We start from the raw sequence: 16,324 nt of genomic DNA, 5'->3' as shown, positions 1-16,324 counted from the left end.
TGGCACGCACTGCAGAGAAAATCGCCCGGACAAACCATGGGAACGGAAATCAGCGCTGGCCGAGGACCGGTACCGCGTCCCCGACCGGGCTCGGACGTCGCAGCTCCCACCATCACCGCTGCTGACCGAAAGCCGACTTGTCCCAACAGGCAGTGCCCCAAAGACCAATAGTTTCACGGCCACTGGAGCGCATAGCGTGCTCGCCTCACGGACGGCAGCCCCGCCGCGGGGCCGTCCCTCCACCAACGAGGGGACACACACCCATGCGCATCAGCGCGCCCGGAAGGGCCGTCATATCCGCCGGTCTCGGCACCCTCCTCCTCACCGGCGTCAGCGCCGCAACCGCGCAGGCCACACCGGCGAAGTACAGCATCACCTTCGCCCAGGCCCCGGCCGTCAAGACCGTCTACGCCGCTACGGACGCCGCCGCGAGTTGCAGGCTCAACACCATCACCATCACCCGCACCAGCATGTGCATGGATGTCGGCGCCCGCGTCGACCTGCGCAAGAACGGCAAGCCGGTCGGCTCCGCCTCCTTCGACATCAAGCACTCCATGACGCTGAAGACCAACAAGCTGAAGTGGGCGGAGAGCTTCACCGTCGGCAAGGCCAGGCTCGTCAACGCCGGCGGCATCCACGTCGCCGTGTCCGTCGGCGGCGGCAAGGGCGTCAAGACCGCCGTCAAATTCCCGCAAGGGTCCACCCTCGGCCCGGCCCACAAGGGGACCGTCGGCTACGCCGCCAGCGTCGGAAAGAAGAAGCAGCTCGCCAGCCCCGCCTCCTACCGGTTCACTTTCACCAAGGCCGGCTACACGGCAGGCGGCTTCACCTACAAATCCGCCAAGTACCGCTGCGACGACATGTTCTGGGGTCCCAAGAAGCGCACCAAGAACCCTGGCTGCGTCTTCCCGTCCGCCTCTCCCATCTTCACCCTCTCCCGCGGTGACGCGAAGGTGAGGCAATCCGCCAACCACATCCTCGACGCCCAGCGCAAGATCGCCGGTCACCCGGGCGCCTCCACCCCGCTGCACCGCATCACCAACGAGAAGACCATCAACGCCCACCGCAAGGCCATGTGCGCGAAGGTGCACAACCCCGACCCCAAGAAGTACGACTGCGACGAGTACCCGTTCGCCGCCAGCAAGGAGGGCGGCAACCCGGCCCGCGGCAGCACGCGCATCATCTCCGCCGGTGACAACCGCAGCGCCGGCGCCCGTCTCGGCGGCTTCTACAAGGCCCAGCGCGTCCTCAATGGCGACGGCTACTACGTCCACATCAAGTAGGGCGCGCAACGCGCCTGCCACAGGTGCGGTCTAACCTTCCAGCACGTAACCGGCAGGCACAGCAAGCACGATGGGGGTTCTCCATGCAGCGTTCCAACTGGCCACTCCTTGACGGGCGCACCCGGCCGCTCAAGATGAAGGAGTGGGGCGACCTGGCCGTCATGGACCCCGATGCCGGCAAGCCGCCGCGCGGACACGGGTTCCTGGCGGCCGAGAAGGACTGGCTGCACATTGACGCCGGAAGCGCCCTGGAGAACCCCATCGTCACCCTCTACGCCGGAGATGACCCGGGCGCGGAAAGCGGCTGGGACGAGGTCGAGGAGATCACCGTGATCTCCACGACCGGCTTCCTCGCCCTGTGCGACAGCGGATACGAGCCGCTGCGCAAAGAGAATCTCGCCACCGCCGGAGCCGGCCCCTACCTGATCCGCGTCCATGCCCGTGACCGCTCGTCGGACGGCAAGAAGCCCCGTTTCCTCATCCAGGTCATCCCGGGCGAGCGTACGGGGTCCGAACCTGAGCCGCCCTCCACCACGATCGAGGAGTCCGCCGGTCCGCTCCTGGTACGGACGTCCTTCGAGCAGCCGGATGAGTGGGCACACATGCTCCACACCCTCGAGCGAGGCTCGGAGCAGTACGAGTCGATCACCGTCATCGACAATCGCGCCTACGCGGGCCTCACGGCGGAGCAGGTCCAGGCGCGGATCGGCCGTGATGACGAGGACTGGCCCGACAGTACTCTCGTCCTCATCGCCGACGAGCGAGCGCTGGCCTCCGCAGAGTTTCCTCTGCTGGCCGTGAACAACCTGCCCGACGAGGACGACGCTCCGTTCAGGATCACCCTCACCGCGGCCGGTTCCTTCGTCGTCAACATGGAGCTCGCGAACACGAGCTTCGGTGACTGGGGCCGGGGTGTCGACGCCGACGGCGTCTACCGGGAAGAGCACTACTGACAGTGCTACTGGGCAGTGCTATGGGGGGCACACACCATGCGGTGTGTGCCCCCCATAGCACTGCCAACTGCGCGCGTTCCGTGTCCCCCGCTCCGGCACGCAAGATCCCGGATTCCTGCAAAACGTGCCACGAGAAAGAGCAATTCCCGTTCGCGGCCTGTTTGAGCCGAGTGGCGTGGTCATTCACCACCTTGGTGGCCGGCGCAGACGATCACCCGAAAGGGCATTGCACCTTCAGGCAGTGCCCGACCGGGCCATGCCTGAAGTGACAATTTCGGTCAGGGAGTTCCGCTCGTAGAGTCGTTGACGTTCACACAGAAGCTCATACGACACGGGAGTCGCGCATGCTCACGTCCACGACCGGCCGTCTCACCTCTGCCGCCATCGCCACCATTGCCGGGTTCACCGTCCTCGTCCCGGCCGCCCACGCCGCTGAGAGCGCCCCGGCGAAGCCGGCTGCCAAGCTGACCGTTCCGGCCTACGAGAAGTACCTGAAGCAGCAGAGCACCTCAGCCGCAAAGAAGAGCGCCGCCCAGTTCGCCAAGCTGAGCAAGCATCAGAAGCAGGTCTTCGTGAAGACCCTCCAAGACCAGAAGGTCTACAAGGCTCTCACCGGCAAGGCCTGGGGCAAGATCCGCAACGTCACCGCTGTCGACCGCTACAACAAGAACGTCACCTTCGTCACCAAGGCGTCCTTCAAGACCGTCAAGGACAAGGCCCGCACCACCACTGCGACGTTCTCGGTGACGGAGAAGATCTTCAACATCCCCGTCACCACCGAGGGCGCCACCCTCGTCTACCCGACCGTCGGCAAGCTCCCCGGCACAACCAAGGCCAGCACCGACGTGTTCAACATCAACGCCGCGATCCGCATCGACGCCACCAGCAGCGTCAAAGGCAACGACGCCAGCGGCCGTATCACCGCCCTCCCGCGGGTGAAGACCTTCGGGAAGAAGGCCGTCAAGCGTGTCACCCTCCACGCCACCAGGAGCGCCTTCATCGGCCGGCTCGTCAACCAGAAGTAGCGCCCGCACTGTGGGGCCGCTCTCCCCCCGAGGAGAGCGGCCCCGGTCCCAGAGGACCGAGGGGCGCCCGTGGACGGATTCCCCCGTCCTGTCACCGCCGGTGACGGGCTCGTGATCGCGCCTGGCCGAGATGAAGATCACGACCTGCAGCAAGAGCAATTTGAAAGCTTGACGGATATTGCCTCTTCGGGCAACGCCCGAACGGGATCCCCACCAATGGGCAATGGGCAAACGGACAACGCATTTTCGGCCATGGTAAGTTGACGCGCCTTAATGGCGTGAGCGCTTTGTTAACGATGGGTAGATTGGGGTTCGGTCGCAGCCGCAACCAGGCCACGGGGGTCTGCTGGAAAAGCTGCGATCAGGAAGGGCCGGAATGACCCAACGGTCCGACGCCGGAGACACGGCCTGCCCCTACCGGCGCACCGGATACAGCCCCAACCCTGGTGTACGGCGGCTGGAGAGCCTCACCCAAAGAGAAAGAGAAGTTCTGCTGCTGCTGGGAACAGGACAGGGTAACCGTGAGCTGGCACAGGAACTGGGGATCGCGGAACGCACGGTGAAGGCGCACATCGCGAACATCGTGGCGAAGCTGGGACAGCAGACGCGGACACAGGCCGCGATCGTCTCCGCCCTGACCCACGGATCACTGTGCACCGACCCGATGTGTTCGCGGCACCTGGGCCAGGTATGGGGCCAGCGGCGGACGCCGTATGTCGCCTGAGGCGGTGAACAGCCGACCTCTCTGAGAAAGTGTCCGGCGGACACGCCTGTTCGGGCCGGTGGTGCCACGGTGATCGCGCCGCCGGCCCCGAACCGGCTTGCCGCCCCGCAGGAGAATCGCGAGTCGACCAGGTGGGTTCACGACCAAGATTCCCTCGCGCCCACCAGATGCTTCGTGTGCGCGCTCTCGCCGAGGCCGGCGTCCCGTGCCGGGCCGACGAGGTGGCGCGTCCGGCCTCAGAATGGCGTGAACATGCAATCGATGAGCAGGTAGGTTGGCTGATGGTGCGCCGCAGCAACCAGGCCACGGGGGTCTGCCGGGAAACGCGGCGTCCAGAAAGGGACCGAATGACCACACGGTCCGACGTAGCAGACACGGTCTGCCCCTACCGGCGAACTGGCCAGAACCCGGAACCCGGCGTCTGGCGGCTGAGGGCGCTGACCGGTCGAGAAAGAGAAGTTCTGCTGCTACTGGGGACGGGGCTGGGCAACCGCGAGCTGTCCAGGGAACTGGGAATCGCCGAACGCACGGTGAAGGCGCACATCGCGAACATCGTGGCAAAGCTGGGACAGCAGACGCGGACACAGGCCGCGATCATCTCGGCCCTGGCCCACAATGCGCTGTGCACCGACCCTTCGTGTTCACGGCATCTCGGCAAGGTCGTAGGCCAGTGGCGCGAGCCGACTCTCGCCTGAGGCGGACGGGCCCGCCCGCTTGCAGGGGGCGGGCCCGGCGCCGGTCACTGCGAGTTCAGGCACCGGCCGGACACCGGTATCCCAGCCACCAGGTGCGACAGCCCGAGGATCGCCTCGTCCGTCCGCACCTCACGAATGCGGATCGCAACCTGAGTCGCGGGCGTACGGCCGAACGTCACGATGACCTTCCGCTCCGGCGTCGACTGCCGCACATCGATCACCCAGTCCACGCCGCCGGCCTCGAAACACGGATCCTTCGTAGCCAGCGGTGAGTTGACACCGCAGCGCAGGATCACGTCCTGGTCACCCCACACCACCACACCCTCGAGACTCACAGACCGGCGCTCGTTGCCTGCCAGCAAGCCCGGCGCCTTCTGAGTGGCCTCCCGGCAGTGCGTATCCCCCGCACCCCTGGCAGCCGTCAGACCCCGCTCCGGATCGTCCAGCAGATGAGTCGTCACCGCGCCCCCCACGGTCAGAACGACAACGCCGGAGACGGCAACCCATGCGAGACGGCGCAAACGCGTCATGAGCGAAAGTCGTCTTCCCGTGAGTGAGACCAGTGCGAGGGCCACCGTAGGCCACCGGATCAGACGATCGCGCACCGGGTACGGGGCACCTCCCTCTTGGGTGATGCCCCATTGGACACCTCCCCAACAGACGTAGCGGGCATCTCAGTTCGCGCCTACGTTCGAGACGCACCATGTTGATCAAACGGGGAGGAACCCATGCGCAAGACAACCGGCTCACTGCTGCTCGCCGCCGTTGCCGCCGGCACGATGACCGGGCTCACCGCACCGACGGCCAATGCCGCGCCCCAGGCCAGGGACCCCTACGCCCACACCCGCCTGGAACGCGTCTGGGCGCCCGGCCACATCTGCCTCTCGATGGGGGGCAGCACCAAGAACAACGCTCGGGTCACCGTCGGCAAGTGCTCCAAGACCGACAAGACGCAGCGCTGGACCCTCCACCGGCTCTACAGGAACCAGTCGCTGTTCACCATCAAGAACGACAAGTCGGGCAAGTGCCTGAACGTCGACAAGAAGAGCCACATCGTCCAGTACACCTGCCACTCCAGCTGGAAGGCGCAGCGCTGGATGCTGGGCGGCTCAAAGATCTGGAGCCAGGCCCGCAACGGCAAGGTCATCGCGTCGAACTCCACGAAGGCCGGATCGCACCCCTACCTGGAGAAGTCCGGAGGCTCCAACCCGGCCCGCGGACGCCAGGAGTGGGGCCTGTCCTGACCCGCCGGGGGCGGCTTCCAGGGTGTCAACGCCCTGCGTACTGCGCGGAAGCCGCCCCCGTCGCGCTGCCAGGCCTCAAACACCCCTAGAAGCAGGCACGTTGAAGCCACTGCTTGATCCAAGGAGTCGTTCTTGAACGTCAACCGCACAGTGGGACGCTGGTGCGCGGCAGCTGCGCTCCCCGTCGCTCTTCTCGCCACCACGGTGGCCAACAACGGAGCCACCGCCGCAGCCTCCCCTGCGCCACAAGAGGCCGCGTTCGTCCTCGACGCCACGACCGGCACCTTCACCGCTGGCAAGGCCGCTCTCACCTCCAGCGCCGTGCACACCGTGAAGACCTACACCGGTCAGGCCACCGACAGCCAGATCCTCGCCTCCGGCTCCCAGCGCGTCGTCGCCGACGTCACCCTCGCCCACTCCCCCGACCAGGCCGAGCGCGCCGCCTGGGCGGCCTCGTCCGAGTTCGTTGACCTGTCGTGGCCCGATCTCGGCGCCGAGACCTACACCGTCATCCGTGACGGCAAGGTGATCGCCAGGACCTCCGGACACAGTCTCCGCGACACCGCGATCGCTCCCGGCTCGGAGCCCTCCTACCAGATCAGCGGTGACGCAAAGGGCCTCGGCCACACCTGGGGCCTGAACGTCACCGTCCCCACCAGCGACACCTCCACAGCGCTCGCCCAGACCGCCCAGAAGGTCGAGGCCAAGGCCAAGAAATACACGAAGACTGTGGTGACCTGGCGATCCTTCATCCGGCAGCGCTGGGTGACCGTACCCAGCTACATCAGCAAGGTCGCCGGCTGCAAGTACGGCAGCGCCTACAAGTACAAGGGCGACGGCCGCGGCTTCTCCAAGGCCGTCTCCGGCACCTCCTTCCGCGCCGGTGTCCGCGGCGTCGTCTACTGGAAGAAGTCCTCCTACGACCTCTTTCCCGAGACCGGCTGGACCAAGGTCTACAACAAGAAGGGGAAGTTGATCGACAAGCGGAAGGCATCGACCAAGAAGATCGACTTCCGCACCAAGACCCGGTTCGACGGCAAGACCCGTGCAGTCCACGGGCAGATCGAAGCCACGGACCCGTTCTGCCCCAAGTCCGGCATCCGTCGCGCCGGCATTGGCGTCTACTACGACGCCCGCCTCGCCCGCAACGGCGACTTCTACGTGTCCGGCAAGGCTCGCCCCGCCCCGGACCACGAGATGTACCTCTTCGGCTACACCAGTGGCAACAGGCACTCCGCCAAGACCGTCTACCAACACAAGATGAGCACCAAGAAGTTCAGTGGCCTGGAGTGCCTCTTCGCCCGCGCCTGCGAACCCAGCTCCATATCCAACTACGGCGGCTACTAGAAGTCCCCCTGGGCCGGTGCCCCGACGTCAGCCGCGCGCAGTGAAGTGGGATGATGAGTCCTGCCGCCGGCCCCGACCATGGGCCTGAAAGGAGCGCCATGATGTTCACTCCGTGGCGTAGTGCCCTCGTCTACGCCGCCTGGGTCACTCTCATCTCATGGCTCACCGGCACCGTGGTGCTGACCGCAGCCTCGCTCGCTTTCGGAGACAACCTCGGGCCCACCGGCCCCGAGCCGCTCGCATGGTGCAGGGACCAGGCCGTCTTCCTGGTCACCTGCACCACTTTGCTCGCCCTGGCCCGCCGCCTGCTCTCCCCGCTGCCACGCTGGAGAACCGTCCTCATCGACGGCGCCCTATACGTGCTGGCCCTCGGCATTGCGAACGCCGTCCCCTACCGGAGTGTCAGCCCGGGGGAAATCCTCGACGCCGCAGCCCTGTACTCGTTCTTCGGCCTGTTCACGCTCCAGCTGCCCACCGCCTGGTGCCTGTCCGCCTGGCGCTCGGGAAAGCTCGACGCCGTTCTGAAGAAGCGCCACACGCTCGACGACGAAGAGCGGGCGACCCCGACCAGGTGAACGCCACCCTAGGACCGTGCCGCCCGGCGGACATCCCCCGTTCCGGCCTCAACCAGGTTCCGGCCCCGCCGACGCGCACCAGCGGTCGAGCAGACAGTCTCACCGTCCCCTTCTCCTCAGCGACCAGGAAGCGTCACCTCCTCATCCACCCATGAAGACAGCCAAAGCCACAAGCCTCGTCCTGGGCCTCCTGATGGCTTCAGGATGCGCGAGCGCCCCTCTCGACGACGGTCAAGCTCCCCGTCTGCAGGAGACGTTCGCCCCTGCGCACCGCAAGACGATGCCCGACCTGACGGGCACGGCGATCGACGGCCGTCCGGTCGCCGTACACGACTACCGAGGCAATGTGCTCGTCATCAACGCATGGGCCTCCTGGTGCGGCCCCTGCCGCGCCGAAGCCCCCGACCTCTCCGCGGTCCACACCACCTTCCGCACACGCGGCCTGCGTGTCATGGGCGTCGACACCGACGCCTCCCGAAAAGCCGGCGCGTCCTTCGCCCACCAGCACCACCTGACCTACCGCAGCCTCCACGACCCGAAGTCCGTCCAGCTTCTGCGCATTCCGAAAGGCCTCGTCAATCCGCAGGCGTACCCCTACACGCTCGTGGTCGACCGGCAGGGCAGAATCGCGGCGGCCCGCGTGGGCCAGATCAGCCGCTCCGAACTGACGGCTCTGATCAAGCCGTTGCTGTAATCACCGTCTCAGCGGCCTGCCGGCCAGGGCATGTCCGGAGCCGAGTCGTGGGGCCGCCTCGGTCAGAGCTCCGGCAGCGAGCCGCGGCCCGCGCGCCGAATCGACGCGCGCACGCGAGCCCAGGATCGGCCGGGCAGATCAGACACGCCCGAAGAACAGACTGCCCGGCGCGTCGGGGTCGTTCGACAGGAAATGCTCACGCACCGCGCGGGCCGTGCCCCGCCGTCATGTGCTCACGGGACTACTCGCCGCGCTTGTCGTGTCCAGCGTCGTCGCGGCGCTGGCCCCCTCCTACTGGCTGCTCCCCGTGGCACGGCTGCTGACCGCGATCGCCCAGGCGCTGTTCCGGGCCGTGATGGGGCCGGTCGCGGTGGGCTTGTTCGCGCCGGAGGTCCGCGGGCGTGTGGTCGGACTGCTGTCCGTCGGGGGCCGCGCAGTACTACTCGGCGGTCGACTGCTGCCTGAGGCCCTCAGCGCTCGCGCGGACAGTTCTCGGTCGAGGAACCCCCTGCAGGGCGAAACTGACCGCGGGGGCGGTGTCGCGGGTGGCCGGGCCGGGCCGGGCCGGGAGCGGAACCGGTGGTGATCAGCTCCGCGGTGTCGGCGGTCCCGGGTGATGCAGGGTGCGCAGCCGCTCGCGGCCCTGGCCGGGCCGTGACGACGAGGAAGTGCGGAGCTGGTCGGGTCCTCTGGGCTCGGTGTGGTCTGCGGACGGACAACATGGCTTCGATCTCGTTTGCAGCAACCGCGGTGCGGCACCGGTGCTCCAGTCCGGCTGCCTGGCTCGAGAGAGGTACCTTCGCGACGCCCTACTGAAATAGTTGAAGCGTCACCTCGGCAGTCGGGAGGGCCGGGGGACGTCCACGCAGGCAGTTGCCCTGTGGGGGCTGAATGGGCCGGCCTGGCCTGAACAGGCGCCCGATATTGCGGTCGCCAGTCTGTCACTGACACTTTCGGTTCTTGAACACGCCAAGACGCTGTCGGGGCCCATGTTCACACTGCTCGAAACTGTCCGAGACATGAATGCGGAGCCCATCCATGCATAAAAGGATGAAGCGGATCACCACGACTGCCAGTGCCGTCATGTTCTTAAGCCTTCCGCTGATTCTCACGGGGTCAGCCTCGGCGGCACCGCAAGCCTCGGTGCCGGCCCCTCCCTGCGTAAAGCTGTATGAGAGTTGGCGGTACGTCGCGGCTTCCAACGACTGCGCTGACACCATGACCGTGGCGATCGTCTACCAGGACGGCGCGAGCAGCCTGTGCTCCACCCTCGCGCCGGGCACCATGAGTACGGTCGGCGAGGGATACCTCGGTCGGCACGGCCACGCCGACCATCTCGCCCTCTGCGAGCCCTCCTAGAGCGGGCCGAGTCCGGCCGGGTCTCTGAACTGCGGACGTACAGTCGATCAGCGATGCGACCTGGGGTGGCGGCGCGGCCGACAGGGTTTCTCGGCAGTGCCCCACCGGTGATCAAACTCGACGCCGTGTCGCTCGACCGGCGACGCCGCGCCCATGCCACGGCTCGCGTCTCCATGGCAAGAGCATGACGAGGCTCAGGCCCTCTCCCACCGACCGGTCACAGGCCCTGCCTGGTCGGCACGTCATCACCCGGGACCGACAACGTCCACCTGAAGCCACAGAGGGACTACCGAACGCGACGGACGACCCGTTCCCGTGTACACAGCCGATCTCGTCAGGCCGCCGAGTGGATCTCGGCGGCACACGCCACGGCACGTGGCCTTCACCACAATTTGTTCATATCGGGACAGATTAGTGCGTATAAGTGGTTCTTGAGACTGGTTGCCCCTTCGGTAATCAAGTCCAGGGATTCAACGATCAGTGGCATGGGAGAAACGTTTGATTACGGCACGTAAGCGACGCACCGGAATGGTGGCCACGGCCGGCGCACTCGGCGGTGCGCTCGCACTCACGGCCCTCGCAGGCACCGGCAACGCCGCCACCAGCGACAACAACGCCGACACTCACCTGAAATCGCAGGCGCGGGCGGACCGGGCGGCAGCTCCGGACGCCTCCGACGCCCGACTAAGGATCACGCCCGGGCATGGTGCCTACAACGTCGGAGTCAACGCCCCCGTCAAGGTGACCGTCAGTAATGGCAAGCTCACCAAGGTGACCATGACCGCCGTCGCGACCGGTGCCGAGGTTCCGGGCACCCTGTCCGCACACGGCACGTCCTGGAAGTCGCACGGCAAGCTGCACCGGGCCACCAAGTACCAGGTCGCCGCGGAGGCCGAGGACGCCAAGGGCCGCTCCGTCACCCAGAACGCCACGATCACCACGGTCTCCCCCGCCAACGAGTTCATCGGGCACCTCTCCCCCCAGAGCGGCTCGACCGTCGGCGTCGGCATGCCGGTCACGGTCACCTTCGACAAGGCGATCGGCAACAAGTCCGCCATGGAGTCGAAGATCCAGGTCAGCTCCAGCAGCGGCCAGCGGGTGGTCGGTCACTGGTTCAACAACGACCGTCTGGACTTCCGGCCCAAGAACTACTGGAAGCCCGGCTCCACCGTCACCGTCAAGCTCAACCTGCACGGCACCCACAAGACGGTCACCTTCAAGATCGGCCGGAGCCAGATCAGCACGGTCGACGCCAAGACGAAACTGATGACCGTCGTGCGGAACGGCAAGACGATCAAGACCATCCCGATCTCGTCCGGCAGCCGCGAGCACCCGACGTACAACGGCCGGATGGTCATCTCCGAGAAGTTCCGGCAGATCCACATGAGCGGTGCGTCCGTCGGCCTCACGAAGAAGGACGGCAAGCCCGAGTACGACATCAAGGCCGTACCGCACGCCATGCGCCTGTCCGACTCGGGCACGTTCATCCACGGCAACTACTGGTCTCCCGCCTCGGTCTTCGGCAAGGTCAACGCCAGCCACGGCTGCGTGGGGCTTAAGGACGTCAAGGGCGGCGGCAACGGCAGGCTGCCCGCGGCGTGGTTCTTCGACCACTCGATGATCGGTGACGTCGTGATCGTCAAGAACTCCGACGACAAGACCAAGCTGGCCGCGGACAACGGCCTCAGCGACTGGAACATGCCGTGGAACGAGTGGGTCGCGGGGAGCGCGATCAGCTGACGCCACGCCACTCTCCACGCATCTGAACCTGAATCCCCTCCCCCAGGCGGCGGCCGACACCATGTCGGCCGCCGCCTTCGGTCGCACAGGCGCAGAGTGACAAAACACCGGCCGGCTGCGCTTCCAGTAATGAGGCATGCCGTCGCTTCGAGAGACGGAGCGGCGAACGAGGCTCTTATTCACAATTGTTACGTTCGTCAGGCTTTAAAGGATTTGTAAACCCCTGGGGTTGAGGGGTGGTACAGGAGTACGGTTCCGGCGCTCGGCAGTGGGAGATCCAGTGCGGCCGTAGGGGCGGCCGCGACCTGTGCCGAAGAAGCCGGAGACAGTGCATGCGTGTGTATTCCGCACAGCGCAGACCGCGCCGCAGAGCGGCGACCAGCGGGCGGGCGGCACTCGCCGCCGCGGCCGCCGCACTCCTGATAGCGGGGACGGGATCCCTGTCCGCGTACGGGACGGTCAGCGACACGGGATCCAGCCGCCACGGGGTGGCGGGCGAGGAGTCCCAGGAGCTGATGGAGTCCCTTGACACGTTCAATGAACCAAGGCTCTCCCCCAGCGGCCGGATCGCACCGGGCGCTTACGCGGACGCCTGGGCCCATATCCAGAACATGCCCGTGAAGACGGGCAGTTGGAACGAAGTCACCACCTCGCCGTACAACGAGGACGCGCTGCACTACCGCGACCGGTCCGCTTCCAACTCCGGTGGCGGTGCGGGTCATTCGGCGGGCCGTATCGCCGCCCTCGCCACCGACCCGACGCACCAGGGCGTGGTCTACGCGGGCGCCGCCGGCGGCGGTGTGTTCCGCTCCAGTGACAACGGCAGAACGTGGACGCCGATCGCCGACCGGCTGCCCGCCCTGTCCGTGGGCGCCCTCTCGGTCGCCCCCGACGGCTCGCTGTGGCTGGCCACCGGCGAGGCGACCACGGCATCCGACAACTATCTGGGCAGCGGCGTCTACCGCCTCGCCACCCCGGTCACCGGCACCTTCAGTCAGAGCGACAAGGTGGGCGGTGCGGAGCTGGACTCGGCCTCCATCCACACCGTGACCTTCGACAAGGGAGCCGGGTACGTCTTCGCGGCCTCCTCGCACGGCGTCTTCCGGCGCCCGCTGTCGGCCGGTCAGTCCACCGCCTGGACCAAGGTGCTCGCCCCGTGTGCGGGCGTCGGCGTCAGCGGCGTGGGCTGCGGGGTGGACAGCCACTACGCGGACATCGCCAACGACATCGCCGTACAGCCCGGGAGCGACGGCACCAAGCTGCTGGCCAACGTGGCCTGGCGCAGCGGTGCCGACTACAACGGCTTCTACTACTCCGACGACGCGGGCACCACCTGGAAGCGCGCGAACCCCACCGGTGCGATCAACCCCGCCGAGATCGGCAACGCCGCCTTCGCCTACGCGGCCGACGGCAGCAAGCTGTACGTCTCGATGGAGTCTCCCAAGCTCCTCACCAAGTCCTCGGGGGCCGGGGTGTACTCGGTCCTCGCCGGCGTGTACGTCAGCCAGAGCGGCAACGCCGACGGCTCGTTCAAGCAGATCGCGACCTCCTCGTCGCTGTCGACCAGCGGATCGGCGATGAAGGTCAACGAGATCGGCACCGGCTACCAGCCCGGCTCCCAGGCCTGGTACGACCAGGTCATCGCGGTCGATCCGAGCAACCCGGACCACGTGTACCTGGGACTTGAGGAGATGTTCGAGTCCCGGGACGGCGGCGCCACCTGGAAGGCGATCGGCCGCTACTGGGACTTCGGGATGCCCTGCTTCTCCTACGACCCGGACGCGAACTCCTGCGACGGCGACGTCATGCACTCCGACCAGCACGCCCTCGCCTTCTCGCAGTGGAAGGGCAGCACGCCGGAGTTGTTCGTCGGCAACGACGGCGGCGCCTACGCCCGCCCCACCACGCAAACCACCACCGGCTGGCGCAACCTCAACGAATCGGGCACGCTGCGCAACCTCCAGTACTACTCGGTGCGCGCGGGCCGGATGACCGACGGCAGCGGCGAGGCCGTCTGGGGCGGTCTGCAGGACAACGGCGTCTCGCTGCTCGCCCCCACGGGCGCCACCTACCAGGGACACCAGCTCAACCCGAACGACGAGATGGTCTCCCCGTTCGGCGGTGACGGCGGCGACCAGCTGGTCAACCCGGCCAACGGCTGCCAGACGGTCGGCGAGTACGTGGACCTGGCGCTGCAGATCACGAACAACTGCGGCTACACCGCGAGCGACGACGGCTCCGAGGACGTGATCACCGACATCGCGCCCGGCGATCCCGGCGCACGCTTCATCGCCCCGTTCAGCGCGGACGAGACCGACCAGAACGGCCTGTGGGTCGCGGGCGGCCAGTACGTGTGGGGCAACACCAAGACCTGGAAGAGCACTTCCGGAGCCGACTGGACCAAGCTGTACGACCTGGGTGCCGGCCACTCCGCCTCGGCGGTCACCAGCCGCAACCACGTGACCTGGGCGGCCTGGTGCGGACCCTGCGGAGCGGTCAACGAGACCTTCGGGCGCGGCGTCGCCACCAACTACGGCGGCACCTGGCACCAGGTGAACCTTCCCGCCGCCTTCCCCAACCGCTACATCTCCAGCCTGACCGTCGACCCGTCCGACGCCTCCGGCGCAACGGTCTACGCGGTGATCAACGGCTTCTCACGGCACTGGAACGAGGGGCCCGGCGCCGGCTACGGCCACGTCTGGAAGACCACGGACGGCGGAAAGACCTGGACCGACGTCAGCGGCGACCGGGCAGCCGCGGACTCCTTCCCGGACGCCCCGGCGAACTCGGCGCTCGTCACCAAGGGCGGCACCCTCGTGGTCGCCACCGACCTGGGCGTGTTCACCAGCACCTCGGAAGGCCACTGGGCGCGCCTGGGCACCAACCTGCCCACCTCCCCGGCGGTCTACCTCTCCCCCAGCCCGGACGGCAGCCAGGTGTACGTCGCCACGCACGGCCGAGGCATCTGGAAAACACCCACCCCGTAACACCCCACCCACACCCGCCCTCACATGACGTGAGACAGCTGCGGCCCCCGCACCGATCAAGGTCCGGGGGCCGCGGCCGTGAGCCCCTCACCGACGCCCGTGTGCCCCGTGCCTCCCCGAAGACCGCTTCGTTCAGGCACGAGGGCCCGCCCAGCGGACACTGCCCTGTGAGACGTCATGCAGAAGCGTCGCACGCCGTTTCATCCGGGCGGTTTGATCGCGACGAGTTCGACCTCGAAGCCGTCATCGTTCTCCAGGTAGGCGGCGTAGTGCTGGCTGCCGCCGGCGTAGGGATGCCGCTCGGGGAACATCAGCTGCCAGCCGTGCTCAGCAGCCTCGACGGCCAGCGTCTCCACCATGGTGGAGTCTTCGACGTGGAAGGCCAGGTGGTTCAGACCCGGCCGGCAGCGGTCGTGCCGTTCAGCGGTGAGGGCCGGGGACTGCTCGATGACCAGGTAGGTCGGCCCGAGCCGCCAACTGCGGCCGCCGTCCCAGCTCTGGTGGACGGCGTAACCCAACGTCTCAAGCAGCCAGCCGAGGGAAGCGAACGCCCGGTGGAGGTCGGGCACCCACAGCTCGACGTGGTGCAGCGTTCCGTGTGTGGGCCCGTTCACGTGCACACCTGGCCATACGTTTCCGCTGCAACCCCGGCAGCCGCCACTCGGATCTAGGCTTTCCGGGCCAGCCCGGCAGCGATGAGACGCTCCCAGACGGTGAGCTCGCGTTCGCCGTTTCTGTTGAACGGGCTGTCGACTGCGTCAGGACGCCACAGGGACGCGGGGACGACCCCGGGGTCGAGGATCTCCAGGCCGTCCAGCAGGGATTCGATCTCCTTGTCGGTTCGCCACCGGCCGCGGCCGAAAGTCTGCTGGAGCACTGCCTCGGCCTCCGTCGTCTCCGGGTTGTGGCCCGAACGGAAGTGGCTGACGAAGAAGTAGCTCCCGGAGGGCACGCGGTCGCGCCAGTGGCGGACGATTCCGGCTGGGTCTTCCTCGTCGTTCACGTGGTGCAGGATGGCGCTGAAGATGACGGCGACGGGGCGGTCGAAGTCGATCAGTTCCAGGGTGGCGGGGTGATTACGCACGTCTTCGGGGTTGCGTACGTCGGCCGGGACGACCCGGGTCCGCTCGTTCTCCTCCAGCAGGGCACGGCCGTGGACCAGTACCTGGGGGTCGATGTCGACGTACACGACCCGGGACTCCGGAGCGTGCCGTTGCGCGACCTGATGGACGTTGTCGGAGGTGGGAAGACCACTTCCCAGATCGATGAACTGCCGTACGTCAGTCGTCGTCACGATCTCCCTGACCGCCCGAGTCAGGGCCGCGCGGTTGGCGAAGGCGATGGCCACCGAACCGGGAAGGTCACGTTTGAACACGTCGCCGATCTCCCGGTCGACGGCGTAGTTGTCCTTGCCGCCGAGCAGGTAGTCGTAGACGCGGGCGATGCTGGGCTTGGTGGGGTCGATGGAGACGCCTTCATCCGTCATGACGACCATCCTTCCCTGTGACGTCCCCGCTGACCACCGCTTCGGGGCCTTCGGCGGACTCATTCGCAGGCTTCGTCAGATCCCGGGCCCCTTCAGCGCCTGGCCGCGGCACAAGAGGGTGGACGCCGAACCGGCCGCCGATGGGCTGGGTCTTCCTGGTGCTGTCCCCGAGGGCGCACCGGTGGCGGTCTCGGGAAGTCCTGTCCCGTGTG

Annotated in this window: 15 protein-coding genes and 1 pseudogene; 13 read left to right on the top strand and 3 right to left on the bottom strand. The window is 67.2% G+C overall.

The genetic code is table 11. The annotated features are described in order from the left end of the window. The first annotated feature begins 263 nt into the window (after positions 1-263). From ACF1A5_RS08410 to ACF1A5_RS08390, 5 genes are all read left to right on the top strand, one after another. Complete coding sequence (locus tag ACF1A5_RS08410) at positions 264-1,283, top strand: NucA/NucB deoxyribonuclease domain-containing protein (protein ID WP_392192055.1); 1,020 nt, start codon at positions 264-266, stop codon at positions 1,281-1,283. Positions 1,284-1,366: 83 nt separating this feature from the next. After that, positions 1,367-2,236, top strand: a complete 870-nt coding sequence (locus ACF1A5_RS08405) for a DUF6924 domain-containing protein (protein WP_392192054.1) — start codon at positions 1,367-1,369, stop codon at positions 2,234-2,236. A gap of 344 nt (positions 2,237-2,580) precedes the next feature. Next, the gene (locus ACF1A5_RS08400; RefSeq protein ID WP_392192053.1) at positions 2,581-3,261 is read left to right on the top strand and encodes a hypothetical protein; all 681 of its coding nucleotides are present in this window, start codon (positions 2,581-2,583) and stop codon (positions 3,259-3,261) included. A gap of 376 nt (positions 3,262-3,637) precedes the next feature. Then, positions 3,638-3,985: a response regulator transcription factor gene (locus ACF1A5_RS08395; protein ID WP_392192052.1), complete on the top strand. Its 348-nt coding sequence runs from the start codon at positions 3,638-3,640 to the stop codon at positions 3,983-3,985. Positions 3,986-4,332: 347 nt separating this feature from the next. Next, complete coding sequence (locus ACF1A5_RS08390; protein WP_392192051.1) at positions 4,333-4,680, top strand: LuxR C-terminal-related transcriptional regulator; 348 nt, start codon at positions 4,333-4,335, stop codon at positions 4,678-4,680. A 44-nt stretch (positions 4,681-4,724) separates the two neighbouring features. Here the strand turns inward: ACF1A5_RS08390 and ACF1A5_RS08385 are convergent, their stop codons facing one another. Then, positions 4,725-5,210, bottom strand: coding sequence for a DUF3515 family protein (locus ACF1A5_RS08385; RefSeq protein ID WP_392192050.1), 486 nt, complete (start codon positions 5,208-5,210; stop codon positions 4,725-4,727). A 198-nt stretch (positions 5,211-5,408) separates the two neighbouring features. Here ACF1A5_RS08385 and ACF1A5_RS08380 point away from each other — a divergent pair, with 198 nt between their 5' ends. The 8 genes and pseudogenes from ACF1A5_RS08380 to ACF1A5_RS08345 all read left to right on the top strand — a co-directional run bounded on the left by ACF1A5_RS08380 (position 5,409) and on the right by ACF1A5_RS08345 (position 14,626). Then, complete coding sequence (locus tag ACF1A5_RS08380; RefSeq protein ID WP_392192049.1) at positions 5,409-5,924, top strand: RICIN domain-containing protein; 516 nt, start codon at positions 5,409-5,411, stop codon at positions 5,922-5,924. A 132-nt stretch (positions 5,925-6,056) separates the two neighbouring features. Beyond that, complete coding sequence (locus ACF1A5_RS08375; protein ID WP_392192048.1) at positions 6,057-7,271, top strand: hypothetical protein; 1,215 nt, start codon at positions 6,057-6,059, stop codon at positions 7,269-7,271. A gap of 98 nt (positions 7,272-7,369) precedes the next feature. Beyond that, a complete protein-coding gene (locus tag ACF1A5_RS08370; RefSeq protein WP_392192047.1) occupies positions 7,370-7,846 on the top strand; it encodes a hypothetical protein in 477 nt (158 codons plus the stop codon). 280 nt (positions 7,847-8,126) lie between these two features. Further along, positions 8,127-8,540 (top strand): TlpA family protein disulfide reductase, encoded by a 414-nt coding sequence (locus tag ACF1A5_RS08365; protein WP_392192046.1) that lies wholly within the window; start codon positions 8,127-8,129, stop codon positions 8,538-8,540. 208 nt (positions 8,541-8,748) lie between these two features. Then, positions 8,749-8,991, top strand: a pseudogene (locus tag ACF1A5_RS08360) (MFS transporter); the annotation flags it as partial. Positions 8,992-9,563: 572 nt separating this feature from the next. Continuing rightward, complete coding sequence (locus tag ACF1A5_RS08355; RefSeq protein WP_392192045.1) at positions 9,564-9,899, top strand: hypothetical protein; 336 nt, start codon at positions 9,564-9,566, stop codon at positions 9,897-9,899. A gap of 528 nt (positions 9,900-10,427) precedes the next feature. After that, positions 10,428-11,639, top strand: coding sequence for an Ig-like domain-containing protein (locus ACF1A5_RS08350; RefSeq protein ID WP_392192107.1), 1,212 nt, complete (start codon positions 10,428-10,430; stop codon positions 11,637-11,639). A gap of 332 nt (positions 11,640-11,971) precedes the next feature. Then, on the top strand, positions 11,972-14,626 hold the full coding sequence (locus ACF1A5_RS08345) for a WD40/YVTN/BNR-like repeat-containing protein (protein ID WP_392192044.1): 2,655 nt from the start codon (positions 11,972-11,974) through the stop codon (positions 14,624-14,626). 200 nt (positions 14,627-14,826) lie between these two features. Here the strand turns inward: ACF1A5_RS08345 and ACF1A5_RS08340 are convergent, their stop codons facing one another. Both ACF1A5_RS08340 and ACF1A5_RS08335 read right to left on the bottom strand, forming a co-directional pair. Continuing rightward, positions 14,827-15,240, bottom strand: a complete 414-nt coding sequence (locus ACF1A5_RS08340; RefSeq protein ID WP_392192043.1) for a VOC family protein — start codon at positions 15,238-15,240, stop codon at positions 14,827-14,829. 53 nt (positions 15,241-15,293) lie between these two features. Then, positions 15,294-16,121, bottom strand: coding sequence for an SAM-dependent methyltransferase (locus ACF1A5_RS08335; RefSeq protein ID WP_392192042.1), 828 nt, complete (start codon positions 16,119-16,121; stop codon positions 15,294-15,296). Positions 16,122-16,324 lie beyond the last annotated feature (203 nt).

It is taken from the genome of Streptomyces sp. NPDC014864 (assembly GCF_043081525.1).
Taxonomy (GTDB): domain Bacteria; phylum Actinomycetota; class Actinomycetes; order Streptomycetales; family Streptomycetaceae; genus Streptomyces.
This window is presented reverse-complemented; position numbering and strand designations above follow the sequence as displayed.